Source organism: Algoriphagus sp. PAP.12 (assembly GCF_026652115.1).
Taxonomy (GTDB): Bacteria; Bacteroidota; Bacteroidia; order Cytophagales; family Cyclobacteriaceae; genus Algoriphagus.
The window spans coordinates 131,366-156,979 of record NZ_JAPPSQ010000011.1 but is presented as its reverse complement, the minus strand read 5'-3'; the positions used below and the strand labels follow the sequence as shown (position 1 = coordinate 156,979).

Sequence of the window (25,614 nt, the reverse complement as noted above, 5' to 3'; positions counted from 1 at the left end):
ATCATACACATGAATAAACTAGCCCTGGTTTTTACCTTATTTCTTTCCATAATTTTCGTTTCTAATTCTTCTGCTCAAAAGGATCCAAAAGCAAAAACTGTCCTGGATGCCATGAGTCAAAAGTTTCAAAGTATGAATGGCTTTACGGCTGAATTTGACTTTGTTTTTCAGGATGAAATTGGAGCCAGTGACCGCCAAAGCGGTGAAATCGCTGTGAAAGGAGAGCAATACCGATTGAAACTTCCTGAGCAGGAAATCTTCAACGACGGCAAAACCGTATGGACCTATATCCAATCTGACGGATACAAAGAAGTAACCATCAACGACGTTTCTCAGATGGAAGGTGAATTGACTCCTTCAAATATCTATAGGATGTATGAGTCAGGATTTGATTACAAGCTAGTCGGAGAAAAGCAGTACCAAGGCAAATCCGTTCAAGTAGTGGAATTGATAGCTACTTCCAGCAATAGCCCATTCGAAAGCGTCAAATTGATGATTGATAAAATCAGTAAAGATCTTTTGGGCTGGGAAATGTATGATGGTCAAGGAGGAATGTTTTCCTATACCTTCAAAAACCTAAAGCAAAACGCAAATTTACCTGCGACCTACTTTGCTTTTGACGCTAAAAAATATCCAGGAATAGAGGTAATTGATTTGAGATAGAAGTTAAGAAGTAGGAAGCTGGAAGTCGAATTTTCAAGAATTTAGTTTTCTTCCTTTTTAAATTCTCCAAGCCAAGCCTGAACCAACTCCAATCCATACTCACTCAACAATGCTTCCGGATGGTATTGAACTCCCAAAATCGGTAAAGATTTATGTTGAATCCCCATGATTTCTTGAGTTTCAGTTTTCAAAATCGGCATTAAACAATCCGGCAAATCATCTAGCTGCAAGGAATGATACCGGGTAACTTTGAATCTCGCAGGGAAGCTTTTCAGAATCGTAGGATCCCCAACTTTAAGCACCTCCCGAACTTTCCCATGTGTTGGGAAATCATTCTTGATGATTTTGGCTCCGAAAAATTCTCCAATGGCCTGATGCCCGAGGCAAACTCCCAAAATCGGAACCTTTTGATAATAGGATTTAAAAATATCCAACAGATTTCCAGCCTCTTTTGGAATCCCTGGACCCGGAGAAAGGATTAATCCATCAAATGGAATTTTCTTGATTTCTCCCAGAGAAATATCATTCCGAACTACCTTCAGCTCCTCCCCTGTTTGGCGAACCAAATCTGCTAAAATGTAACTGAAAGAGTCAAAATTATCAATCAGTAGTAGCATCTTTGATTTTCTCCACAAACTCCTCCAACTTGCTTTTTGTTGATTCAACCTCTGGTACAAAAGGCTCAATCCAATCAATAATGGCAGGGGCCCAAGGTTCAATATATCCTACCAATTCGGAGTCTTTTTCTATTCCTTTCGCCCAATCCAAATCAAACTCTTTGGTCATCCAAAGGAACAAACTCAAGAAAAACCCGGCCTTAATAACTCCAAAAAGGATTCCAGCAAAAGCATCAAATGTGCCTAAAATCGTCAAATCCATGACTTTTTTTAGCAACCAACCGACAGTATTAATTAAAATTATACTGATCAAAAAAATAAGTAAAAAGGCGGTAGTAGGATAAGCAATATTGATAGTCTCTACATTCTCATCGAGCCAGGTAACCATGGGGTCCATAAAATAAAAACCCAAAATAACTGCTACTACAAAGCCAACTAAACCGAGGATCCCCAAAAGGAACCCTCGCTTATATCCTTCGAAAGCTCCGATCAACAGAACTCCTGCGATGACAATATCTGCTAATGATTTAATCTCCAACTTAGCTATTTAAAAGTGATTTTACTTTATCAGCAATAGCCTTGCCATCTGCTTTTCCAGCCAATTGCTTGCTTGCTACACCCATTACTTTGCCCATGTCTTTTGGACTGGAAGCTCCAGTTTGAACAATAATATCTTTTACAGCTTGGGTCAATTCTTCATCAGACATCGCAGCTGGCAAAAACTCCTGAATCACCTTCAATTCAGCGATTTCCACTTCGTGAAGATCGAATCTACCTTGTTGCTCATAAATATCCGCAGAGTCTTTTCTTTGCTTTGCCGCCTTGGTAAGAAGCTTCATTTCATCTTCAGCAGACAAATCTCCCTTGGCTCCTCCTTTGGTTTCTTCCAATAAAATCAGAGATTTGACAGCTCTCAAGGCAGTTAGTCTGCTCTTATCTTTGGCGATCATTGCTGATTTAATTTCGCTTTCTATCTTCTGCTTTAAACTCATTACTCCTAAGTTTGTGTTATACGATTGTTATTTTGACAAAAATACCTTTTTGACTCATTTATGACTAAGCTAAGCGTAAATATTAACAAAATCGCCACTATCAGAAATGCAAGGGGAGCAAACAATCCCAATCTGGTACAGGTGGCATTGGATGCTGAAAGATTCGGCGCACAAGGAATAACCGTTCACCCTCGTCCTGATGAAAGACATATCCGATACCAAGATGTAATGGATCTTTCGAAGGTGGTGACAACTGAATTCAACATCGAAGGGTATCCTGACAAACGCTATATGGAGATGGTAAAATTGGTCAAGCCTGCTCAGGCTACTTTGGTCCCAGATCCACCTGAAGCGATCACTTCCAATACAGGTTGGGATACCATCGCTCACCAAAGCATGTTGAAGGATATTGTGGCGGAACTAAAAGAATCTGGTTGCCGTGTATCTATTTTCATCAATCCTGAAACCAAGTATTTCGAACCAGCCAAGGAAACTGGAACAGACCGAGTAGAACTTTATACAGAGCCTTATGCTTCCCAATTTCATGCAGATCGTGAAAAAGCCGTTAAACCCTACGTGGAAGTGGCCAATTTGGCCAAAGAATTGGGTTTAGGTTTGAATGCAGGACATGATTTGGATTTGGAGAACCTGGCATTTTTAAAGCATAGCATTCCATTTTTGGATGAGGTGTCCATCGGCCATGCCTTGATTTGCGATGCTTTATATTATGGTTTGGAAAACACTATCCAGATGTATAGAAGAAGGTTGGAGTTTTAATTTCCTATATCTAAGCTCGTAAAAATTCGTTTTGAACTAAAAGATTTATCTTTTCCTTCAGTGGTCTATGGACCATGGACTGTAGACAACAATAACATGCAATTAAACTTTAAAAAAACCGGAAGCGGTAGTCCTTTAATTATACTTCATGGCCTTTTTGGGTCTGCAGACAACTGGTTTTCTATCGCCAAAGAGCTTGAAAAGAATTATACCCTTTATCTAGTCGATCAACGAAATCATGGGGATTCACCACATTCAGATGTTTGGAATTATGATGCCATGGTTGAAGATTTATTGGAGCTTGTCGATTCGGAAGGAATGAGAAAATTCTACCTGATGGGCCATTCCATGGGAGGAAAAACTGCCATGAAATTCGCTGTTGAGCATCCGGAAAGAGTCGAAAAATTGATCGTGGCTGACATTGCTCCAAGATATTATCCAATCCATCACCAAACGATCCTAGCGGGACTGAATTCTATCAAATTGGATCAAATCAAATCCAGAAAAGATGCGGATGATCAATTGGCACAATACATTTCTGAGATTGGAATTCGCCAATTTCTTCTCAAAAGTCTCAGCCGTGACAGCAATGGTTTTGTTTGGAAAATCAACCTACCAGTGATTACTGAAAAAATAGAAGAGGTTGGTAAATCTCTAGACGAAGGCGATAAATACGAAGGTCCTACGCTATTCCTTGCAGGAGGTAATTCCAATTACATCCAACAAAGTGATCTGGAAGATATCCATGAACACTTCCCTGCTTATGAAATTGAGTTTGTCTCCAATGCAGGACATTGGCTTCATGCGGAGCAGCCAGCTGCTGTTATTCAAGAAATTCGTAGATTTCTAAAATAACCTAAAATCAAATTAATGAAAGAAGCCATGCTTGAGATGCTGGTTCAGGCCGAACTGACCAGCTCAAATCTTCAACAAGTTCAGGATGAACATTGGAATTGGAAATTGAATGCAGAGTCCAATTCCATTGGGTTTATTCTCTTGCATATGGCTGAAACAGTCAATCTATTTGGGACCTTTTTTGAAATCCCAACTGATGTCCAAAACACTACGATGGGCTTTGAAGACAATGGACAGGGAAAGGATATTCAGGAAAGCAAGGGACTGATCAAAAGAGGATTTTCCAACTTGAAGGATCTCATCGAAAGCGCTGAAGAGGAGTACTGGAAAGGAATTATTTTCACTCCATTCTTTGGTGAGGTGAGCCGATTCCGCTTATTCTCTCACATCCTCTTTCATCACTTTCATCATTCAGGACAGATTTCTGCTATTATGAAAAAGGGCAGAAAGCACGAAAATTAAAAAAGGGCTTTTGAAAGCCCTTTTTTAATTCCTCCATCGGATCGAATAGCCCAACTCCAAGCTCGAATAACTCAGACTCGTGGTGTGATTCGCATGGTAGGTTTCTCCTTCGTAAATCACCTCCGGAAAATCCCTTTCGATCACATCTTTGATAAAGGTAAAACCTAGCACTCCTCTAATAAAGATGGAAGAACTTTTTCCAACCGCATAGTGCAATTCCAGATTGGGCTTTAGTATAGGAAAGATCCGATGGTTGACTGTTTGGGTTCCTGAGAAGGTAATATCATAGAGAGGTTCATTATAAGCGGTTCTACTAGCTTGAAATGCATGATCATCTAGGTATTCTAAATTATCCTGATTATTCCATCCAATTCCAAAAGCCATTTTCCCTTTTACCCCTATCCTACTTCCTTTTATTAAATGCCTAAATCCAATAAAAGGCAAAATTGAAAAGTGATGGATTTCTTTAATTCCATAACTAACTCTACCAAACTGGAACCTATTCGTGTATTTATTTACGCCTAGTTCCATCCCTAGAATAAGACCTTTTTCATTCAGTTTTTCATGAGATAGATTTATTGACCAACCATTTCGGTTTACAGTTCTCAACCCATCTATGTTTCCACTGTAGTCCCAAAATATTTTTGGGACACCAAATGAAAGACTGGTTGATGTTTGAGAGTAAATAGTAGGCACAAGACCAACCAATAGAAATATGACAATTATTAACTTTTTCACTTATTACATTCCTTTACTTATTCTAAATAGTTCAAAACTCCAATAGGTAAATCCTCCAATACCACTTCCATGATCTCCACCAACTTCTACATAGAATTCACTATCTAAACGATATTTCTCTAAACCTCTAGAAGAAGCATAGTGTTGTATTTCAAAAACATTATCCCATTTAGATCTTGTTCCAATATCATACCTTGTTCCTATGCTGTTTTTCTTACTCTTATACCAATAATCCCATGAAATTGTAATATCTGTATCTTCTGCGCTATAAATAGGAGGAGATTGTCTTTTCATATGCTTTGCTTGAGAAAAAAGCTTAAAGTAAATCCCTGAGGATTGGTATACATGTTTAGCTTCAACTCTGTATTCATATCCAGTATCACCATCAACATTATTATTATATCGACACTCATCCCAATCACAATTATCACCAACAAAAACATTTACTCTATTATTTTCTGTAATAGATTGACTTAATGAACTTATAGTTCCTGTCGAACCCTCTTCTAAAAGTCCAATGATATCATCTTCAAAAGAAAAGATAAAAACTTCATCTGAACCATTTTGAATATCTTTTAACGATTCACGAAGATCCAAATTTGACGTAACGAGTGCTACTTTATTTACAAAATCCAAATAAAACAGTTTTCCATCAATCACCACCATGCCGTCTTCATCCAAAATATCCAAGATCAAAGAGTTTTCATATTCTTTCAAAGCAAAGGTTTGTTCATCTGAAAGCACCCTTTTATTAACATTCAATTCTTCATTGCTGACCAAGCGTGCCAATGAAGTGAACGGGGTCTTTGTGATAGATTCAGGGTTTTGGATTGAATTTTCATAGGACTCAAAACTATCAAAACTTAAAGATTTGCCTATAACTTTGAAATTGGCAATAGATTCGATTTTAGGTTCTTCCTCTATAGAACCAGAAATGCATCCCCACCCAAAGACTACTGGAAGAACAAAAACTCCCAATTTTAAAATTTGCTTTTTCATAAAAATTAAGGTTAAATAATTAAAGATCATTCAAGAAGAAAAAAAAATCAAACTACCAAATTATTCTACTAAATATTTTTTATCAACCAAATATTCTAACCTTTCTTAAAATTCTTGCGACTTTTGGAATATGCCACAAGGAAAGCTTTTCTTAATACCCAATGTCCTTGCAGACAATACTGCAGATGATGTCATCACTCCTCAGGTTCGCGAGGTTATCAAAAACACCAAAATTTTCTTGGTAGAAAATATGAGAACTACCAGACGTTACATTTCCAGCCTGAAACTGGGAGTCAACCTGGAGGAAGTCCACATGGAGATTTTGGACAAAAATACCCCACCTGAGGCAATCAATAGATTGATCCAGCCACTACTTAAAGGAGCTGATGTAGGGATTATCTCAGAAGCGGGATGTCCAGGAATTGCAGATCCGGGAGCTTTGGCTGTGGCACATGCGCATACCAGAGGCATACAAGTTGTACCACTTTCAGGCCCTAGTTCCATGTTTATGGCATTGATGGGATCCGGTTTTTCAGGTCAGTCTTTCGCCTTCCATGGATACATCCCCATCGATAAAAAAGAAAGAGCGCAGGAATTGAGAAAACTGGAAGCTGAATCTCTGAAAGAAAAAAGAGCTCAGATTTTCATGGAAACTCCTTTTCGGAATAATCAATTGCTTCAGGATGTAATCCAAAGCTTGAACCCTCAAACCAAACTTTGCATTGCAAAAAACATTACTGCGAAAGATGAACTGATCCAGACCAAAACAATCCAAGAATGGAAGAAAACCAACATCGATCTTCATAAAATTCCAACCGTCTTTATCATCCAAAGTTTTTAGCCATGTTTACAATCGATGCCCATTTAGACTTGAGTATGAATGCGCTTGAGTGGAACAGAGATTTGACTTTACCAGTCTCTGAAATCAACGTAAGAGAAGAAGGCTTGACAGACAAACCTGACAGAGCCAAGGCAGTGGTTTCACTTCCAGAGCTTCGAAAAGGAAACATCGGTTTGGTGGTTGCAACTCAAATTGCCCGATATGTAGCACCTGACAATCCCCTTCCCGGATGGCATTCACCAGAGCAAGCCTGGGCACAGACTCAAGGGCAATTGGCTTGGTATCAGGCTATGGCTGAAAAAGGTGAGATGGTTCAAATCAAAAATGGATCCGACCTAGAGCAACATTTGGCACTTTGGAACGATAGCCAGGACAATCATTCAAAACCAGTTGGATTTATTTTATCTCTGGAAGGAGCTGACTCCATTGTCAATCTAGACTATTTGGATAAGGCCTACGAAAGTGGTCTCCGAGCATTGGGGCCTGCTCATTATGGACCGGGACGCTATGCTCATGGAACGGATGCCTCGGCTCCCCTCAATGCTAAAGGAAAGGAGCTCATCAAGAAAATGGATGAGTTGGGTATTATTTTAGATGCTACGCATTTGTGCGATTTGGCTTTTTGGGACGCATTGGATATTTATCAGGGACCAGTCTGGGCAAGTCATAACAACTGCCGCTCTCTGGTCAATCACAATCGCCAATTTTCGGATGAAATGATCAAGGCTTTGATTGATAGAGGGGCAGTTATCGGAGGTGCTTTTGACGCCTGGATGCTTAGCTCAAATTGGGAAAGAGGAAAATCAACTCCAAAGGAAAGAGATGTAAAAATTGCCACTGTTTTAGATCATTTAGATCATATCTGTCAAATAGCTGGAAATGCAAATCACATCGGAATTGGCTCGGATTTGGATGGCGCATTCGGCCGTGAGCAATGTCCTTGGGACCTGGAAAGCATCTCAGATTTATCCAAAATCCCTGATCTTCTGAAAGCTAGAGGATATTCTGATTCTGATATTTCTAAGGTAATGCACGGAAATTGGTTGAACTTTTTAAAGATTAGTTGGGGATAACTGGGGTCTTTTTGTACAAATCAATCATAGAATTGGTTGCATAAATAATGCGAATTCAATTATTTGCAGGTATCAATCGCCAACCTTATATCTATGTATTTTAAATCTTTACTGACCTTTTTGGTCCTGGGACTTTTTGTCTTTTCTGCTCAGGCCCAAAAACTCACAATCACTGCAAACCACTCAGACGCCAAATTTATCCTTCTTAATGACTATGATGATTCCGACAAACAGGAATTAGGAACTGGTGCCATTGAGTACAAATTGGACAAAAACTCAAGAAACAGAATCAAAGTTACAAAACCAGGTTTCCAGCCAGTTGTCAAGGAATACAACAAAGACCTGAAATGGGACAAGGACCAAAGAGTTTCTTTGGATGCTAGGAGAGTAGAAATCTCTGCTGAACCTTATGATGCTGATATCCTAGTCGATGGTAGAAGTATTGGAAAAAAAGCCATCTATTTAGTCATTGAAAAAGACAGATTCCACACTGTTGAGGTAAAAAAAGCTGGTTTTGCACCCCAAACAAAAACCTATTACAATTCTCCAGATCGAGAAACTCCTCCTGCGAAAGACTATTTTGAATTAAAGGATAGACAAGTTCGTTTGGAAGTTCTTCCTGCAGACGGAAATGTCATGGCAAATGGTGTTTCTTTAGGAAAAGGAAATCAGGATGTCAATGTTCCTTTGGGAGACTGTGTGACTGTCACTGTCAACAAAGACGGGTATGTAGAATACACCAAAGTATTTTGTAACAAGCCTGATACCGATCCAGAGCCTCCGGTAAGAGAGCAAGCAGTCCTTTCTGATAGATTGGTCAAAATCACAACTAACCCAAGTGATGCCATCATCGAAATCGGAGGGAAAACTGTAGGAACTGGAAATTACGACTTGAAAGTCCCTTCCAATGGTAGTGTTGAAGTACGCGTGATGAAAGATGGCTATGTTCGATACACTAAGAACTATTACAACCAAGCCAATATGCAGGAACCGCCAACAACTGACTTCATAGAAATGGCAGTTGATGAGGCGTATACTTCCTCTGTATCTTCAGATTTGGCAAACGTAAGAATTACTGTCCCAGTAAATTCAGCCCATACTTCTGAAGAAGCCTGGAGAATTCTTTCTTCCATTGTTACCAGGTATTTTGATATTTTAGAAACTGTAGACTACAATACAGGTTATTTAACTACCTCCTGGCAAGTAGAAAATTTTGCTTCCAGCATCATTCGAACGCGAGTAATCGTGAGTAGCGGAGGGAATTCAGATCAATTGGCTTATGCCGTAAAATTGATCAGCCAAGAAGCTTACTTGGATGGTAGAAATCAGGTTACTGTCAAGGATGATGAGAAATTCCAGGATTGGTCAAGAATCCTAAAGAAATATGAAGGTTTGATCCAAGAAATTCAGGCCAGACTACAATAAAACAACCACCTAACAACCAACCCGAAACCTCAAGGCATTGCTTTGAGGTTTTTTACTTTTCAGCCTTTTTTATCCAAACTTCCATTTCATTTTGGCCTCTGTTTGCCCAAGTGTAATATGGAATAGCCAAGGCCTTCATTTCACTTCCATTTTCAAAAGCAGAAAACTCGATTGCTTTCACATTCTCATCCAACACCTCATAATCCTTTACTAGGAAACCAGCATTGGATGCTATTTCCATATCTAATACTTTACCAGCATTATCCGCACCCTCCACACAATAAACCAAAGGGCCTCTTTGAATGGCTATTCGGTTGGTGTTGGCCAAGACTTCCGGCCTAGATTTCAATTCTCGCACTTCCAAAGGCATAGAATAGGTGATTTTATCTCCCTTTTTCCATTCTCTTTGAATCAAAGCGTAGCCATTTTCAATGGTGTAAATCGCTTTTTCTCCATTTACTAAAATAGAAAACTGATCCTCTTCATTGGACACAAATGAGTAAAGCTCTCCAGGAACTGGCTCTTCTCTCAACCAACCCGGAATCCTCAAATGCACCCCAAACTCTTTGTTTTTTTCGGGAGAAAGCTCAATCGAAACCTCTCCATCCCAAGGGAAATTGGTTTTCATTTCCACAGGGATATTTACTCCCCCCAAATTGAATGAAGTCTGATTTCCGATAAATAGATTGACCCAAATCCCGGTATTGTTTTTCGCATAAATATAATCACCAACTGAGGCTACCAATCGCGAAATATTGGAAGGACAACAAGCAGTTCCGAACCATTCTCTCCGGCTATGCTGACCACTTGAAGCCAAAGGATTTCCATAGAAAAAATGGTCTCCTGTCAGGCTCAATCCATCCAAAGCAGCATTATATAAGCTTCTTTCCAGCACATCAATGTATTGGGCTTGTCCTTCGATCAAGTTCATTCGCTGGTTCCAAAAAACCATACCCACAGACGCACATGTTTCACTGTATGCATGCTCATTTGGTAGTTCATAATCGACTGAAAAGCCTTCATTACTTCCTGAAGAGCCTATTCCACCAGTCACATACATATTTCTATACACCACATCCTCCCAGACAGTTTTCATAGCCTGCATATATCCCGTATCCTTTTTAGCCACAGCCACATCAGCCGCTCCGGTATATAGATACATGGCTCTCACAGCATGCCCGGTAATTTCCTTTTGCTCTTTTACTGGCACTGCGTCCTGCGCATAGGCAGGACCCCATTCCTCTTTATCCCAAATCGCTCCTTTTCCATAACCTCTACCCCGCTGATCCAAAAACCAATCTGCCAAGTCCAAATACTTCTGAACCCCAGTCACCTTGTAGAGCTTCACCAAAGCCAATTCAATTTCTTCATGACCTGAAACCCAAGGTTTATTGGCTTGTCGGAACTCCTGATCGATATGATCTGCCATCTTTGTAGCAACATTCAAGAGCGTCTCCTTTCCTGTTGCTTGATAATAGGCTACTCCTGCCTCCATCAAATGTCCAGCACAATAAGCCTCATGCTTTTCCATATCCTGCCAGCGTCCCTCCAGACCTTTCAATGAATAATAAGTATTGATGTAGCCATCCGGCTCCTGAGCGGAGGCGATTTTGGAAATCCATTCATCGGCCTTAGTCTCAAGCGCTGCATTGGGAATATTTTGCAATGAATAAGCGATCGCTTCCAACGCTTTGTAGACATCACTGTCATCGTAATAAATCCCTTCATGCTCCTCACCTGCTTTTCGAGCTGCTTTTTCAAAATTCCGAATCCGCCCTGTATTTTCCTCAGTTTGGAAAATGGAAGCTGGAAGTGCAGAATTTGCAACTTTTTCCAATTTGGGACGCCAAAAAGAATCTGTAATTTTTATATCAGAAAAACTCTGAGCTTCCAAAGTAGAAGCCTCAGGGGATTCAGTTTCTTTTTGACATTGAAAAAAGAGTATAGCTACTGCCAAATAGAGAAGATTTCGCATGTGGAAGGGGTTTTAACAAACTACAGATTAGTGATTTTTTCAGGCCGATTCAAGTAAAAATTTACGGGAAACAGAAAGTGCCTGAAAGTTTGCGTTGTGAAAATCCTTATCTTAAAAAGCTTAGTCCAAAACCTGTATTTCAAGGTATTACTTTTAAAATTAACCCAAAGATGAAACCTATTGTTCAAATATCCCTTGACCTTACCAATATCGATGAAGCGCTCGAAACTGCAGCAATGGCAATGCGGGCTGGAGTGGACTGGTTAGAGGCAGGAACCCCACTTATTCTTGCAGAAGGTCTCCATGGAGTCAGAAAATTGAGAGAAGCTTTTCCGGGAATTCCAATCGTAGCTGATCTAAAAACCATGGATGGAGGCTACCTCGAAGCTGAAATGATGGCTAAAGCCGGAGCGACTCATGTCGTTGTGATGGCCAGAGCACATGCCGAAACCATCAAATGCGTAGTGCAAGCAGGGAAAGATTTCGGTGCCAAAGTCATGGGCGACAATATGGTCTGTCCAGACATGGTCGCTGGCGCAAAATTTTTAGAAGATCTAGGTTGTGACTATGTCATTCACCATATCGGATATGATGAAAGAAGAGGAATTGCGGCTGCCGGTCATCGAATGCCCAGTCCTCTTGATCAGTTGAAAGAAGTTGTTGCGGCTGTTGACATTCCAGTTCAAGCGGTAGGCGGACTATCCCTTGAGCAGGCAATCCAATGCCCACAATATGGAGCTCCTTTGGTGGTTTTGGGAGCTCCACTTACTATTGATGCCGACTCTTTCAAGACCGCAAGCGGAGATCTGGAAAGTTCCCTCCGTATGATTTGTGAAGCGATTCACAGCCAAGAAACAGTAATCCCATCCAAATCCTAATCCATGTCTAAATCAGCTGCAGTAGTAAATTTTTCAGAGGAAAAATATTCAGTAGAAATTCGAGAAATCCCAGTTCCGGAAATTGGCCCTGATGACATCTTATTGGAAGTAGAAAATGTCGGTGTCTGTGGTTCTGATCTCCATCAGTGGACTTCTGATCATAGTTGGCCTGTAAATTACCCTGTCGTTTTAGGCCATGAATTTGGAGGAAAAATTGCCTCTTTGGGTACCAACGTGTCCTCTTGGAAAGTAGGTGACAGAGTGGTAAGTGAAACCGCCGCCATCATTGACCCAATGAATCCCATGAGTAAAGTGGGACTTTATAATCTCGACCCAACCCGAAAAGGATTCGGCTATGGAGTAAATGGGGCCATGACGAGATTTGTGCGGGTTCCTGCCAGATGCCTCCACAGTGTTCCCGACACATTGTCTTTCGAGGAAGCTTGCCTGACAGAACCTTGCTGTGTTGCCTACAATGCGGTGGTAGGAAATTCTTCTATCAAACCCGGAGATCGTGTCATTGTCATAGGTCCGGGTACTATAGGAATCCTTTGTGCAGCAGTGGCAAAAATCTGTGGTGCAGAGGTTGGGATTGTAGGTTTGGAAGCAGACAAAGGCAGATTGGGGATTGCCCAGCAAGCCTATGGCTGTGATCCATTAGTCGGAGAAGCTGCCGCAGAAATCTGGGCTAGAAAGCGGGACGGTATGGGTGCAGACTTGATTATTGATGCTGCCGGAGTTAGCGCCACCCTTCAAATGGCTATGAAACTGGTTCGCCCCAATGGTCAAATCACCAAAGTAGGCTGGGGACCAAAACCTTTGAATTTTTCTATTGACCCCATCGTCCAAAAAAATGTAAGACTTCAGGGGAGCTTTAGTCACAATTGGCCGATTTGGGAAAGGGTTTTGGCTCTTTTAACCTCTGGAGCTTTGAATGTCAAACCTATAATTGGTGGCGTGTGGCCCATTACCGAATGGAAAGAAGCATTTGAAAAAATGCATCATGGAGATGTAGTGAAATCAGTTTTGAAACCTGTCTAATGATGAGACTCGAAAATAAAGTCATCATCGTCACCGGGAGCACGACCGGAATTGGAAAAGCAATTGCTAAGCGATGTGTTCTGGAAGGAGCCAAAGTCATTTTGACAGGTCTGGAAGAAGACCTGGGGAAGGAAGTTTTGGCTGAAATTGGAGAAGAAAATGCCGTTTTCCATGATGAAGATATATCCGCCGAAGGTTGTGCGGACCGATTGGTTTCGCTTGCAAAAAAAAACTTTGGAAAATTAGACGCAATCGTCAACAATGCCGCTTGGGTGGTTTCTTCAGACATTCAGACAACTGATAAAAACTTACTCCAAAAAGTAATAGAGATCAACACAATTGCACCTTTCCTTTTGATCCAAGCTGGAATGGAAGAATTGCAAAAATCTAGAGGATGTGTACTCAATATCGGCTCTGTCAACGCCTATAGTGGTGAGCCCAATTTGCTTGGATATAGCATTTCCAAAGGTGGATTGATGACTTTGACCCGAAATTTGGGTGATGCCTTGATGCGAGACTATGGAGTCCGAGTCAATCAAATCAATCCAGGCTGGGTTTTGACTGAGCGGGAAAGAGAACGAAAAAAACAACATGGACTTTCCGAAACCTGGTATGAAAAACTCCCGGCGATGTATGCTCCATCTGGAAGAATTCTCTGGCCAGAAGAGATTGCCGCTGCAGCGATTTATTGGCTTTCAGATGAAAGTGGCCCGATCAGCGGTCAAGTAGTCGATCTCGAGCAGCATCCCATGATTGGCAGAAATGCCCCTAAAGACACTAGTACCATAAACTAACAACAATGCCCAAACTCGCAGCTTTCCCAAAAGCATTTATGCAGGCACTCTGCAAAGACGGAAGTATGAAAATTTCCGAATGGATCAAACTCGCAGCCCCTCTAGAAATCGAAGGATTGGAGTGGTATGCAGGATTTTTAGAAATGGAAGATGAAAAGAAATGGCCACTTTTTCGCCGAATGGTAGAAGACGAAGGCATGGTCATTCCCATGATGTGCTGTTCACCGGATTTCACACATCGGGACAAAAAATTCCGAGAAAGAGAAATCCAAAAACAAAAGCGATGGATAGAAATGACCGATGTTTTAGGCGGCTCTTATTGCCGTGTCCTTTCAGGTCAGTACAGACCTGAGCTTTCTGTAGAGGAAGGAATTCAATTGGCCAAAGAATGCATTGAGGCTTGCCTTCCCTACGCACAATCGCTCGGAATTACTTTAATCATCGAAAATCATTACAAAGATGACTTTTGGGAATACCCTGAATTTGCACAGAAAAGAGCGATTTTCACTCAATTAGTCAATAGCATCCACCATCCTAATTTCGGGGTCAATTACGATCCCAGCAACACTTTTTTGGCTGGAGAAGACCCTTTGGACTTATTGTATGATGTGTCTGAAAGAGTAGTCACTATGCATGCCAGCGACAGGTTCTTGAAATATGGAACCATCGAAGACCTTCGTAAGGAAGAGGGAGGTGCTCAAGGATATGCCAAGCGATTGAGTCACGGAGAAATCGGAAAGGGAATGAATGATTATGATGCGATTTTCACTGAGCTTAAAAGGGTCGGGTTTGACTCTTGGATCAGTATTGAAGATGGTGTAGATGGGATGGATCAGTTGGAACGAAGCGTTGCTTTTCTAAAGAAAAAAATAGCCCAATACTGGCATCAGTGATTTACGAATTTTGATTTAAGATAAACGAATTCCAAATTCAATTGAAAACTTACAATTACACTGCTTTTCCATGTCAATGCTTCTTGGGAGAAGGGCCCATTTGGATCAAAAAACATCAATCCTTTTTCTGGGTAGATATTGAAAATGGGACTTTATTTAAAATGGCATTTCCTTCCAAGGAGCTGAAAACTTTTAAATTTCCCGGAAGATTGGCGGTGGCTTTGGAGGGAAAAGGAAATGAATTGATTCTGGGATTAGACCGAAGTTTAATTCGATTTGACCTTCAAACAGGGAAACAAGAAAAACTTTTGGAAATAGAACAAGACTTTCAACTTCATCGATTCAATGACGGCAAAGTAGATCCTAAAGGAAGAATCTGGATCGGAACATTAAGCACTCTATTCACAGAGGGAGCTGGTTCATTATATCGTATTTCGGAAGATCTGACTGTCGATAAGAAACTGGAAGACCTGACTATTTCCAATGGAATGGCATGGACTGAAGATCAATCCACTTTTTATTTCATCGACTCCCCTACCCAAAAAGTCCAGGAATTTGGCTTTGATGCTGTTTCAGGTGAAATCAGTTTTAAACGAATTGCTATTGACGTTCCAAAAGAAATCGGGACACCAGACGGCATGTGCATTGATCAGGAAGGAATGCTTTGGATTGCGCATTATGGAGGTTCGGGTGTCTATCGCTGGAATCCAAAAACAGGAGAGCTTTTGGATAAAATAGAACTTCCAGTTCCTCATATCACTTCCTGTGCTTTTGGTGGCCCAAATCTGGACCAACTTCTAATCACAACAGCTCAAGAAAATCTTAGCCCCGATCAACTAAGCCAATTCCCTCAAAGTGGAGATGTGTTTTTGGTGCAAGTTAAAATAAGAGGATTTGAGACAAATGTTGGCAAAATCGATTGATTAAAACACACAGCACCTGATAATCTCGAACCAGGTTTTTTTTAAAAACTATATTTACTTACTTTATAGTGAATATATTTTATAGTTGCGCTTTAAATTATGGATCGGATTAGCAATCATTTGGCTCAATCTCAATTGATCAATAGAACGGCAGTAATTATTGATGTAAGGGAGCCGAGCGAATTTTTAGAATATCACATTCCTGGAGCACTGAATATCCCTTCAAGCAATTATCAAAAGTCATTTTTCTCCTCTTTTGAAAATCAAAATATTTACTTAGTCTGTCAAAGTGGGAATCGTGCAACGGGAGTAGGATTTCAATTGATTGCAGATGGTTTTTCCAATGTAAAGATTTTGGAAAATCATATGGAAAGTATTCAGCAGCCTGTCCAAATTAAAGGATGGTCAATTGATCGCCAGTTTAGAATGACACTCGGCCTTTTGTTAGCAATTTTCCTGATTCTATATTTCTTTGGAATCCATAATGCATTGGTAATTCCGATCATTCTTTGTGTGGGTTTGATCTTCACCTCCATTATTGACCGTTGCTACATGAGAATGGGAATTGCCCGGTTGCCGTGGAATAAAAACCGCCAATAAGTCAAAGAATAAAGTCCATTTGTAAACAATTGATTTGAATTTTTAGGGTAATTGGACTAATTGCAAGACTCGATTCCAAAAATCATAAAACATGCAGGCCCTTTCCGTTCCCAAGTCAAACATCTTTGCATTCCTTTTTCTATTTCTTACTATTTCAGCTTGCTCAAAAGAGCCTTCAACTCCTCCCAATATCGTCATCATTTATGCCGATGACATGGGTTATGGAGATTTGGCTATTCAAAATTCAAACTCCAAAATTCCTACCCCAAATCTAGATAATTTGGCCAAAGAGGGAATGCGGTTTACGGACGCTCATAGTTCTTCAGGAATCTGCTCTCCTAGTCGATATGCCTTATTGACCGGGACATATCACTGGAGACGGCAATTCGGAATTGTAGGGGCTTTTGGCAAACCATTTTTCGCAGAAACAGACATCACTTTACCTCAGCTATTGAAGGCTGAAGGGTATTCAACTGCTTGCATAGGCAAATGGCATTTAGGCTGGAACTGGGAATTCCAAAACCAACCAACCGGCGAAGTCGAGCAATGGGGAAATATGACCAAGTATTATCTATCTGAAGATATTGATTGGAGTAAACCCGTTTCCGGGGGACCATTAGACAGAGGCTTTGACTATTATTTCGGAGATGGAACAATCAATTTCCCCCCTTATGCATGGGTAGAAAACGACCGAATTATCCAAGCACCATCTGAAACTATGGATATTAACAATATTGGCTTTGACGTAAAAGAAGGAAGTTGGGAATTCCGTCCGGGTCCAAAAGTCAAAGACTGGAATCCTTATGAGGTACTACCAACTTTGGCAAAAAAGACCAAAGAATGGATCAAAGCCCAAGATAAGAACAAGCCTTTCTTTTTATACTTTGCCCTTCCTTCGCCGCATGCCCCTATTATTCCGAATGATGAGTTTGACGGAAAGTCACAAGCAGGTCCATATGGAGACTTTATGGTCCAAACAGACTGGGTGATTGGAGAAGTATTGGCTGCTCTCGAGGAACAAGGATTAGAAGAAAATACCATCGTGATCTTCAGTGCGGATAATGGTCCAGAGCACTATGCTTGGGAAAGAGCAGAAAAATTTGATCACTTCAGCATGGGGGATTTTCGAGGTTTAAAAAGGGACGTTTGGGAAGGAGGACATCATGTACCATTCATCGTCAAATGGCCAGGGCATATTCAAGCAGAATCCGTTTCAAATGAATTGATTTCTCAAATTGATGTCATGGCTACCATTGCCAATATTATCGGGATTGAAATACCAGAAAAAGCTGCTCCAGACAGCTATGATTTTACGGCGGTTTTCACTGGAAAAGAGTATAATTCACCTCTAAGAGAAGCTACCATCCACAATACCAATGCAAAAATCTGGGGGATCAGAAAAGGTGATTGGCTCTACATCAATGATTCGACTGGAGGACTAAGACCAATGCCTGAATCTTTCAAAGAATTGACAGGATATACAGATTTTCATACCCCTGGCCTTCTCTTCAATATGAAAGAAGATCCAGAGCAAAGAGATAATTTGTTTGAAAAATATCCAGAGAAGATAACCGAATTAAGTGCCCTATTGGAAGATTATAGAGAAAGTGAGTCCACCGCCAATAGAGCAAAATAGTTATCTTGATGTTTCATGCCTGATTTTTAACAAAAACCCATCACAATGAAAATGAAGCTAAGCCTATTTTTTATTATTCTTTTTGCTTTCACCACTTTTCAAACTCAAGCTCAAGAGACCGAAATACCTCATCTCGACAATCCCATGTCGATGGCTTATCTTCAAAAAAACCTTCGGAAATCTTCCCCAAGATTGGTTTTTGACAAGCCGATTTTGAAAGATCTAAAAAAGAATATGAAATCCGATCCGGTCTTGCAGAACATGTATGCGGTTATTCAGGAAAGTGCAGAGACCATTTATGAGCAGCCGCTTTTGGAAAGGATCATGGAAGGGAGGCGTCTGCTGAGTGTTTCTCGAGAAATGCTCTATCGGATCAACATGCTCGGCTTTGTTTATTTGATGGAAAAAGATCCTGAGGTCCTAGCCCGAATCAATGAGGAAGTCATAGCGGTTTGTAATTTTTCGGATTGGAATCCATCCCATTTTCTCGATGTTGCTGAAATGGCGCTTGCTGTTTCTTTCGCTTTGGACTGGACAGCTGGAGATTTACCTCAATCCACGCAAGAATTGGCCAAGAAGGCTCTTATCGAAAAAGCGTTACTCCCAAGTTGGCCTGAATATGGAGAAAACCCTTGGTGGGCCTATGGCACCAATAATTGGAATCAGGTCTGCAATGGCGGGATGATCGCTGCATCCATAGCTATTGCCGAGGATGAACCTGAATTGGCCTCCAAAACTATCAGTCGTGCCTTAGATGGCCTACCTCATTCCTTGGTAGAATATGGACCAGACGGAGTTTATCCAGAAGGATCCACCTATTGGGCCTACGGAACCAGCTTTTCGGTAACTACTGCAGCAATGCTGGAAAGTGCATTTGGAAGTGATTTTGGACATTGGGAATTCCCTGCATTTAAGGAAAGTGCCATATTTAGAACCTTGGCCAATGCACCATCAGGCTGGTATTACAATTTCGCGGACTGTGGCGACAAAAGAAGCGCAGCCGGAGATATCACTTTGGCATGGTTTGCCTCGAAATCCGGTAACCCTCAGTTTTTTGAAAAAGAAAGATTTCTCCTTCCCGCAGAGGAAACCGGAAAACTATTCCGACTTGCCGGAGCCGCCATGGCCTGGATTTCTCAATACGAAGAAAAAGGAGGTGAAGGTGTTCCAACAGCCTGGAAAGGCGAAGGATCTAATCCTGTTGTATTCTTCACGGGAGGAGAAAATGATCCCCGAGGTTATTATTTTGGAGGAAAAGGTGGCCGAGGAATGGTCAATCATGGAAATATGGATGCCGGTTCTTTCATTTTTGAATTAGACGGAGTTCGTTGGTCTATTGATCCCGGTAATCAGAGTTATAATGAGCTTGAACAAACGGGTTTTGACCTCTGGGGAAGATGCCAATCCTGTGAGCGCTGGACTTTATTGACTAAAAACAATTATGGACACAGCACATTGACTGTCAATGACTCCCTTCACAGAACCGAAGGACAATCTGAGTTACTTTCTTTCAAAGAGGGAGAAAAGCCAGAAGCGATTTTTGATTTGAGCAAAACATTGGAAGGTCAAGTGAAGTCTGCTTCCAGAAAATTCATCAAGGACAGCCCTGCTTCCATCACTATTGAGGATGAGATTACACTTTCAGAAAGTACCAAACTCATCACATGGCAGATGATGACCACTGCCGAAGTTGAAATCACCGATGGAGGAGCGATCTTGAGGCAAGATGGCAAAACCCTTTATCTTGAAAATATCTCTCATCCAGAACTAGTAGTTTCCGTAGTATCTCTAGATCCAGCCCCATTGGAATTGGACAGACAAATAAAAGGCTTAAAGAGAATTGAGATCCGAATCCCCGCTTGGACAATTGAAGGAGATCAAACCAAGATCAAAGTGAGGTTGGTTGGGGAGTAGAATATTACAATCCTACGATTCAAAATTGAAAGTAGCCCCAGCAGGGCAAATAATGAACTATTTAGAGGAAGATTTGAGGAGATTTGACTGTATTCACAAGCTCATTAAATCAAATTTTGAACAACTGAAGGAATAAAATCAAGCCCATTCCTGTACTTGCACACACTTGTATAAAAGCAAAGTTAATACCTCAAGTTAGCAGTCAGGTTTCTTAAGTGGTTCTAATATCTGAGGGTTTGCATGAACAAATAGTCTTCTTAAGAAAAGAATTCTTCCAAATGCTCAACCCTTTATTACTATCAGAATTATCGTGAAGGACTATTGGCAAGTGCTCCATCAAGCCCTTGCCAAATTATTTGTAGAAATAGCACTTAAAGAGGGGCCTAATGTTCAATTAACAATCTGACGTAAACGGTCTAATACGAGGTTTTGGTGAATCCGTTCCTGTTCCAAACGGTAGTTATTATTTGATAGGTAATGATAAACCTCAAATTCTTGATCTGAAAGATAAGATGGCAATTTGGTAAACGTTGGGGTTCCTTTTACAATAAAATCTATATATTTCTCGATAACTGACATCTCCATTAAAAAGGATTGGGTTTGCGGGAAATATGATCGCAACTGGGAAAGCATTTGAAATCCTTGTGCATCTAAATCACTCCAATAATAAATCTCCTTGTTGTGAAGCCATCTTATATTTTTCAAAGATTCAAGGGCGAAACCTTTCCCCCAAACTGCTATCGAAAATGGCGTTTGAGGAAAGGTTAGAAAATTCATTTTGTTCTCGATAATGAAAACCTTTGAACAACTGATAGGATTCCTTGTGAATTGCTCAATCGGAACGGTTAGGTCATCAAAGTGGTTGATGTGCCAACAAACCTTGTCCAGTGACCGAAATCTGACCAATGGCTGATCATATTTTAAGCTATATCGTTTTTCAAAAAGGTTCTCAGTAGATACAATAATATCAGGAACCAGTTCATCTAGTAAGAGCCTCAAAACCGCTCTGTTCTCTTCAATGAACTTGGTGTGAACAGGAATGGGTAATTCTCTAAGATAGTATTTCCGGGATTCATAATGGTTTATAAACCAAAGGCAAACTTTAATGAGATCCGGCCAAATATCAACGTTTGATATGATAGCCTTAGCATTTTGAACTAACCATTGGTTAAGCTGAGGGAGTTCTGACTTGATGAAACTATAATTTTCCATCATCAAACGATACTCCTTCTCTTTATTGAGGAATTTCAGGTAATCTGGCAGGCTCTCAAATGTAATGAACTTAGGTATGTCTTGAGTACCATGTTGCCGGGTTTTAACCGGTTCTGAAATCACCGAATAACCATATCCTTTTCTGTCTTTCGCAGCACTAAAGACCTCCTCAATTTCCTTCTTCATCTGGATAAAGTCTTTTGAAAGAGTTTTATTGGATCGGACAATGAGTGGAAAACAGTCTTCACCTTTCAGTGAAGACTGAAGTACCTCAAGATATTTCCCCGCGGACTTTTTCCGTATTTCATCTGCCGTTATCATACCCTACACAACCGATTGTAAATATTGCTCTCTTTGCTCCTGAAGTTGTTTGATAGGCATATCATATACCACCGAATGCCGGTTGTCTTTTCTCTGTACAAAATGCACCCTGGCAATGTAAGGCTCCACGATGGACACTTCTTCCGCTTTGGCCGGAGATACGACCATCACTTGGAGGTGAAGTTGTTTACAAAGCTCCATCAGGAATTGGGCTTTTTCATCGTCCTGTTTGCTAAAAGCTTCATCTACACAAATGAACCGGAATGAATTGGTATTGAGCCCTTCACTATGAATGCCAAATTGATAGGCTATCGCAGAACCAAGAATTGTATAGGTTAGCTGAGCTCCTTCTCCTCCTGAGAGCTTGGCAGTTCCGGTATAGCTGCGAAAGATCATTCTAGGATCTTCTTTGTGATGTTCTACAGCTTTAAATTTCAACCAGTTCCGAACATCTAATACTTCCTTTCTGAGATTTTCATCTTCTGTTAAATGATCAAGTAGCGTCTTAATTTTATTGAAGCTTTCTTCCAGAATGCTATCATCTTTCGTTCTTTCGAACTCAGCCAGGTTTGGTTTCCATGCATTCAGACGAAACCTAAACTCCTTCACTTTCGGGGAGTAGTCTTTTTCCACATGAAGTTTTATGAAGGTTGGTGGATTACTCTTGAAATTGATCTTTTCTAATGATTTGTTCAAAGTCTCGATGTTTTCCTCAATATCCTCTTCCTGCCTTTCCATCCAAGTTTGAAAGTCAGACATTTTAGTAATCATTTCTTCATTCAGGTACTGTTTGAATTGTTGTTTGTATTCAGCCAATTCCTCTTTTTCAATCTTCTCCAATAAAGCAACGTACTCCTCAATAAACTCGGCACTTTCGCTAAGCCGGTGGGTGTCTGAATTCCAATCACTGAACTTTTCTACGATCTCCTTATCAGGATTCTTAAAAAGTCTCATCAGTCCTTCAGCGGCACTTTCGATTTTGCGAATATCATCTTTCAGTCGATCAAGGTCCTGATTGATTTCACCAATGATTTTAATCCTGACTTTTTCGATGGAATCAATGTCACACTCTATTTCTTTCATAAAGTGTTCATCGAATGCAACTAATTTATCAGCTATTTCAAGATCAGCATAACGTTCAATTACCTCCCTGGCCTCTCTCAACTTTTGCTGCTGAATATTTAATTGTGAATCAATTAGGTTAATTTCCTTCTCCAGGTCTCTGATCACTTCCTGTTTGGCTTTGATTGTCTTAGCGATCTCTTCTCTTTGTTTTTTGAGGGTGTTTACCCTATCGTTAGTCTTTTCTAGGCCTTCTATTTTCAGCTTATTCTCCTGAATTTCAGCTGATAAAGACCACCAATCTATTTTCTTAAACGCTTTAAAATCAATGAAACGGGTGAGGTCTTCTGCTTCCTTGCGTACCCTCGTCTGGTGTGCTCTTATTGCTTTCAACCTGTTGTCAATTGTATTGATCTTGTCATTCAGCTGGGCTGCTTCTTCTTTTAAGACGGCTATTTTCTCTCCATTATCCCACCCTAGGACATACTGCTGTCGGCTCCTAACTTCTGGTCGGTCGTCCTTTTCATGTCGGCTGACATTTTTGGTTAGCCCCTCTCTTGTTATTGCCCTTTTTGCCAACCTGAACGACTCAAGATCATCGACACATAAATAATTGAACTTTGAACTGATCTCGTTCTTAATCCACTCGGTGTATTCGGATGTTTTGAAGTCCAACTTGCTGATCAGCTCCTGTTCATCCTGCTGTATGAAGATGCGAGGGGCTACTTCTTTTTTATTGAATTTGTGATAGATGATCCTACCTCTTAAATCATTCTCTTTGACATACTGGTTGACTTGTTGGTAATATTCTTCTGGGACTATAAGCCTTAATGCAAAATTGTGAAGTAGTCGCTCGATGGCCGACTCCCATTCACGGGCTTCCTTCCGAACTTTTAGGAGTTCACCGACAAATGGAATTTCCTTTTCAGTTGCCCCGATGGCTTCTAGGATTTCGCTTCTAATACGGGCAGGATGACCTGTGATATTGTTCTTTTGCGATCTCAGGATACCTAGTTCGTTGGAAATATTGTCAAACTTTGCTCTTGCTTCCTCAGATTCTTTACGGGTTTGAAAAAGCTCCTCCTCATTCTGCTCCAATACTTCAGCCGTCTTTTTCTTTTTATCCAAAGCTAGCTTTCTTTGATCGTCAAACAGCTCTCTTGTTTGGGGGCTTTGCTGGAATTCCAGGTTCTCAGCCAGCTGATTATATAAACTCAGTTCTTTTTCCCTATCAGACTTTTCTTGTTCGAACCTCTTATTGTCCTTTTCTAAATCACGGATTTGCCGACCAACCTCATCAGATTCAATTTGTACGTCAAGCTTTATCCGGTTATGATCCAGTTCTTCCACCTCATTGGTCAATATCACAAGTTTTTCCTCATTTTCCTGTATTTGCTCATTTGTGGAAGCCATGAATTCCTGAATCAAAGCATCTTGTTTTTTGGCAAACCAAAGTGGGGCTGTCTGTTTGAAAATTTCTTTATGGATCAAGTCTGCATTCAGTGTTGTTAGCCTGATGGATTTGTCCCTTACAGGAGCTAGCAATTCGATTTGTTTATGGGCTTTTTCGATAGCTCGGTGTGCATCATTGAGTGTTTTGAAATAGCTTTTGATCTTCTGAAACTCCTCTTCTGACTCCCGTCCTTCCAGCATTTGTAGCCGGACAAATTCGTCCAAGTTACCCAATACCTTGAGCCCGATGGTTTTATTGAATAGCGTTTGGGCTTTGTCCGATCTCATTCCAAATGCCTTACGCATCCATCGGCCATATTCGCCAGGACTATCGGTAAATAATATAGAATCTTTGACTCCTTGCTTAGGATATTTTTGCTTCAATCTCTTTTTCCACTCCCCATTGCTATCAAAAGGCATAAAGTCATCTTTTATGGAAAGCTTCTTATACGAGATTACAAAGTTTCTCTTCAACTCACTACCCGAGAACCACCGAGCCTGGGCCACCGTGACGAATTGGGATTCATTTTGAAAGACTGCTATTAATACCGATTGTGCTTTTGATTTGTCTCCTCTAAGCTTTTTTACTTCTCTTGTTTTGGATTCTGAATTTTCAGTTTCACCAAATTCTCCAAGTAAATAGGTCTCCTCAGTCCGCTCACCTTTTTCGCCAGCGGTCTGATTGTATGCCCGTGCCCTACGCTCAGGCAATAATAGGGTCAGTAGACCATCCACTAAAGTTGTTTTACCGGAACCATTGCCTCCGGTAAGCAGGGAGGTTTCACCTCCTGGCTCAATGGAAAAAATATCCTTATCAAAGGTTCCCCAATTCCATACCTCAAAAGTATGCAGACGAAAGCCAGATTGACTCGGTTTAGTACTAAACAGACTTAAGTTCATCTTCCAATTGTTGTTTAAATTTTAACAACTCATCTGTGGTGACCCTGGCTTTCAGGATCCGCTTTACTTCGTATCTGTATTCATCGGGAGATGTTGCGTCCTTATGCACCAGTTTCAGAAATCCCATCTCCACACATTGTTCCAGGTGGCGATTGAGTTCCTTGATAAACTTTAGTTCATTAGTTTTCTCTTTGAAAAACATCTCCATCCGATCTCTGAATTCTTTAGGAGTAATGTACAAATTGGCTGTCTCAAGATCGCTCGATTCAAATTCAAGCAGCCATTCTCTTAGCAATACACAAACCAACGTGAGATCGTATGTCAGTGGCATTCTTCGAATTAATCCGATGGTGCTTCCTGATTCATCAAGTTCGATTTGTTTCAGGTAAGCATACCCATCTCTTTTATCAATGACCACCTCAAGAGCGATTCTTTCAAAGTACTGAGTTAGTTCGACCTGATATTGTAGGACCTCGTTCCAAACATCTTGCTGATCTTCAAAAACAGGGCCTTGCAAAAGCTTCACAGCAGACTTGGCATAAGAAGCAATATTTCTATTTTGGTGTTCCAT

General features: G+C 40.7%; 24 protein-coding genes. 15 read left to right on the top strand and 9 right to left on the bottom strand.

All coding sequences use genetic code 11. The features are described from left to right. The first annotated feature begins 9 nt into the window (after positions 1-9). Positions 10-663: a LolA family protein gene (locus O0V13_RS14290; protein ID WP_268035640.1), complete on the top strand. Its 654-nt coding sequence runs from the start codon at positions 10-12 to the stop codon at positions 661-663. 41 nt (positions 664-704) lie between these two features. On the opposite strand, the gene O0V13_RS14285 is transcribed toward O0V13_RS14290, so the two are convergent. From O0V13_RS14285 to O0V13_RS14275, 3 genes are read right to left on the bottom strand one after another with little or no spacing between them, the layout of a single operon-like run. Then, positions 705-1,280 carry an anthranilate synthase component II gene (locus O0V13_RS14285; RefSeq protein WP_268035639.1) on the bottom strand — a complete coding sequence of 192 codons (576 nt, stop codon included), beginning with the start codon at positions 1,278-1,280 and terminating at the stop codon, positions 705-707. Next, on the bottom strand, positions 1,264-1,818 hold the full coding sequence (locus O0V13_RS14280) for a CvpA family protein (RefSeq protein ID WP_268035638.1): 555 nt from the start codon (positions 1,816-1,818) through the stop codon (positions 1,264-1,266). The genes O0V13_RS14285 and O0V13_RS14280 overlap by 17 nt, the downstream gene beginning before the upstream one ends. Before the next feature lies 1 nt (position 1,819). Next, on the bottom strand, positions 1,820-2,272 hold the full coding sequence (locus O0V13_RS14275) for a GatB/YqeY domain-containing protein (protein WP_268035637.1): 453 nt from the start codon (positions 2,270-2,272) through the stop codon (positions 1,820-1,822). A gap of 60 nt (positions 2,273-2,332) precedes the next feature. On the opposite strand from O0V13_RS14275, the gene O0V13_RS14270 reads away from it, so the two are divergent. From O0V13_RS14270 to O0V13_RS14260, 3 genes are all read left to right on the top strand, one after another. Next, positions 2,333-3,049, top strand: coding sequence for a pyridoxine 5'-phosphate synthase (locus tag O0V13_RS14270; protein ID WP_268035636.1), 717 nt, complete (start codon positions 2,333-2,335; stop codon positions 3,047-3,049). A gap of 96 nt (positions 3,050-3,145) precedes the next feature. Further along, positions 3,146-3,904 (top strand): alpha/beta fold hydrolase, encoded by a 759-nt coding sequence (locus O0V13_RS14265; protein ID WP_268035635.1) that lies wholly within the window; start codon positions 3,146-3,148, stop codon positions 3,902-3,904. Between the two features lie 15 nt (positions 3,905-3,919). Further along, on the top strand, positions 3,920-4,366 hold the full coding sequence (locus O0V13_RS14260) for a DinB family protein (RefSeq protein WP_268035634.1): 447 nt from the start codon (positions 3,920-3,922) through the stop codon (positions 4,364-4,366). 24 nt (positions 4,367-4,390) lie between these two features. Here O0V13_RS14260 and O0V13_RS14255 read toward each other — a convergent pair whose 3' ends face one another. Next, positions 4,391-5,104 carry a hypothetical protein gene (locus O0V13_RS14255; protein ID WP_268035633.1) on the bottom strand — a complete coding sequence of 238 codons (714 nt, stop codon included), beginning with the start codon at positions 5,102-5,104 and terminating at the stop codon, positions 4,391-4,393. A gap of 3 nt (positions 5,105-5,107) precedes the next feature. Continuing rightward, positions 5,108-6,103, bottom strand: coding sequence for a hypothetical protein (locus O0V13_RS14250; protein WP_268035632.1), 996 nt, complete (start codon positions 6,101-6,103; stop codon positions 5,108-5,110). Positions 6,104-6,233: 130 nt separating this feature from the next. On the opposite strand from O0V13_RS14250, the gene O0V13_RS14245 reads away from it, so the two are divergent. The 3 genes from O0V13_RS14245 to O0V13_RS14235 all read left to right on the top strand — a co-directional run bounded on the left by O0V13_RS14245 (position 6,234) and on the right by O0V13_RS14235 (position 9,442). Beyond that, positions 6,234-6,944: an SAM-dependent methyltransferase gene (locus tag O0V13_RS14245; RefSeq protein ID WP_268035631.1), complete on the top strand. Its 711-nt coding sequence runs from the start codon at positions 6,234-6,236 to the stop codon at positions 6,942-6,944. Positions 6,945-6,946: 2 nt separating this feature from the next. Next, a complete protein-coding gene (locus O0V13_RS14240; RefSeq protein WP_268035630.1) occupies positions 6,947-8,017 on the top strand; it encodes a dipeptidase in 1,071 nt (356 codons plus the stop codon). 93 nt (positions 8,018-8,110) lie between these two features. After that, on the top strand, positions 8,111-9,442 hold the full coding sequence (locus tag O0V13_RS14235) for a PEGA domain-containing protein (RefSeq protein ID WP_268035629.1): 1,332 nt from the start codon (positions 8,111-8,113) through the stop codon (positions 9,440-9,442). A gap of 52 nt (positions 9,443-9,494) precedes the next feature. On the opposite strand, the gene O0V13_RS14230 is transcribed toward O0V13_RS14235, so the two are convergent. Next, the gene (locus O0V13_RS14230) at positions 9,495-11,417 is read right to left on the bottom strand and encodes a glycoside hydrolase family 127 protein (protein WP_268035628.1); all 1,923 of its coding nucleotides are present in this window, start codon (positions 11,415-11,417) and stop codon (positions 9,495-9,497) included. Positions 11,418-11,587: 170 nt separating this feature from the next. On the opposite strand from O0V13_RS14230, the gene O0V13_RS14225 reads away from it, so the two are divergent. The 8 genes from O0V13_RS14225 (at position 11,588) to O0V13_RS14190 (ending at position 20,096) form a co-directional block, all read left to right on the top strand. After that, the gene (locus O0V13_RS14225) at positions 11,588-12,295 is read left to right on the top strand and encodes an orotidine 5'-phosphate decarboxylase / HUMPS family protein (RefSeq protein ID WP_268035627.1); all 708 of its coding nucleotides are present in this window, start codon (positions 11,588-11,590) and stop codon (positions 12,293-12,295) included. 3 nt (positions 12,296-12,298) lie between these two features. Continuing rightward, complete coding sequence (locus O0V13_RS14220) at positions 12,299-13,336, top strand: zinc-binding dehydrogenase (RefSeq protein WP_268035626.1); 1,038 nt, start codon at positions 12,299-12,301, stop codon at positions 13,334-13,336. 2 nt (positions 13,337-13,338) lie between these two features. Next, positions 13,339-14,130 carry an SDR family oxidoreductase gene (locus O0V13_RS14215; RefSeq protein WP_268035656.1) on the top strand — a complete coding sequence of 264 codons (792 nt, stop codon included), beginning with the start codon at positions 13,339-13,341 and terminating at the stop codon, positions 14,128-14,130. A 5-nt stretch (positions 14,131-14,135) separates the two neighbouring features. Further along, positions 14,136-15,023, top strand: coding sequence for a sugar phosphate isomerase/epimerase family protein (locus O0V13_RS14210; RefSeq protein ID WP_268035625.1), 888 nt, complete (start codon positions 14,136-14,138; stop codon positions 15,021-15,023). A 41-nt stretch (positions 15,024-15,064) separates the two neighbouring features. After that, positions 15,065-15,946, top strand: coding sequence for an SMP-30/gluconolactonase/LRE family protein (locus tag O0V13_RS14205; RefSeq protein ID WP_268035624.1), 882 nt, complete (start codon positions 15,065-15,067; stop codon positions 15,944-15,946). Between the two features lie 99 nt (positions 15,947-16,045). After that, positions 16,046-16,546 carry a rhodanese-like domain-containing protein gene (locus O0V13_RS14200; RefSeq protein WP_268035623.1) on the top strand — a complete coding sequence of 167 codons (501 nt, stop codon included), beginning with the start codon at positions 16,046-16,048 and terminating at the stop codon, positions 16,544-16,546. Positions 16,547-16,637: 91 nt separating this feature from the next. Further along, on the top strand, positions 16,638-18,182 hold the full coding sequence (locus O0V13_RS14195) for a sulfatase family protein (protein WP_268035622.1): 1,545 nt from the start codon (positions 16,638-16,640) through the stop codon (positions 18,180-18,182). A gap of 45 nt (positions 18,183-18,227) precedes the next feature. Continuing rightward, positions 18,228-20,096, top strand: a complete 1,869-nt coding sequence (locus O0V13_RS14190) for a heparinase II/III domain-containing protein (RefSeq protein WP_268035621.1) — start codon at positions 18,228-18,230, stop codon at positions 20,094-20,096. Between the two features lie 390 nt (positions 20,097-20,486). Here the strand turns inward: O0V13_RS14190 and O0V13_RS14185 are convergent, their stop codons facing one another. The 3 genes from O0V13_RS14185 to O0V13_RS14175 are packed head-to-tail and all read right to left on the bottom strand — an operon-like array spanning position 20,487 to position 25,614. Further along, the gene (locus tag O0V13_RS14185; protein WP_268035620.1) at positions 20,487-21,629 is read right to left on the bottom strand and encodes a Wadjet anti-phage system protein JetD domain-containing protein; all 1,143 of its coding nucleotides are present in this window, start codon (positions 21,627-21,629) and stop codon (positions 20,487-20,489) included. A 3-nt stretch (positions 21,630-21,632) separates the two neighbouring features. After that, positions 21,633-25,043, bottom strand: a complete 3,411-nt coding sequence (locus O0V13_RS14180; RefSeq protein ID WP_268035619.1) for an ATP-binding protein — start codon at positions 25,041-25,043, stop codon at positions 21,633-21,635. Next, positions 25,024-25,614: a DUF4194 domain-containing protein gene (locus tag O0V13_RS14175; protein ID WP_268035618.1), complete on the bottom strand. Its 591-nt coding sequence runs from the start codon at positions 25,612-25,614 to the stop codon at positions 25,024-25,026. The genes O0V13_RS14180 and O0V13_RS14175 overlap by 20 nt, the downstream gene beginning before the upstream one ends.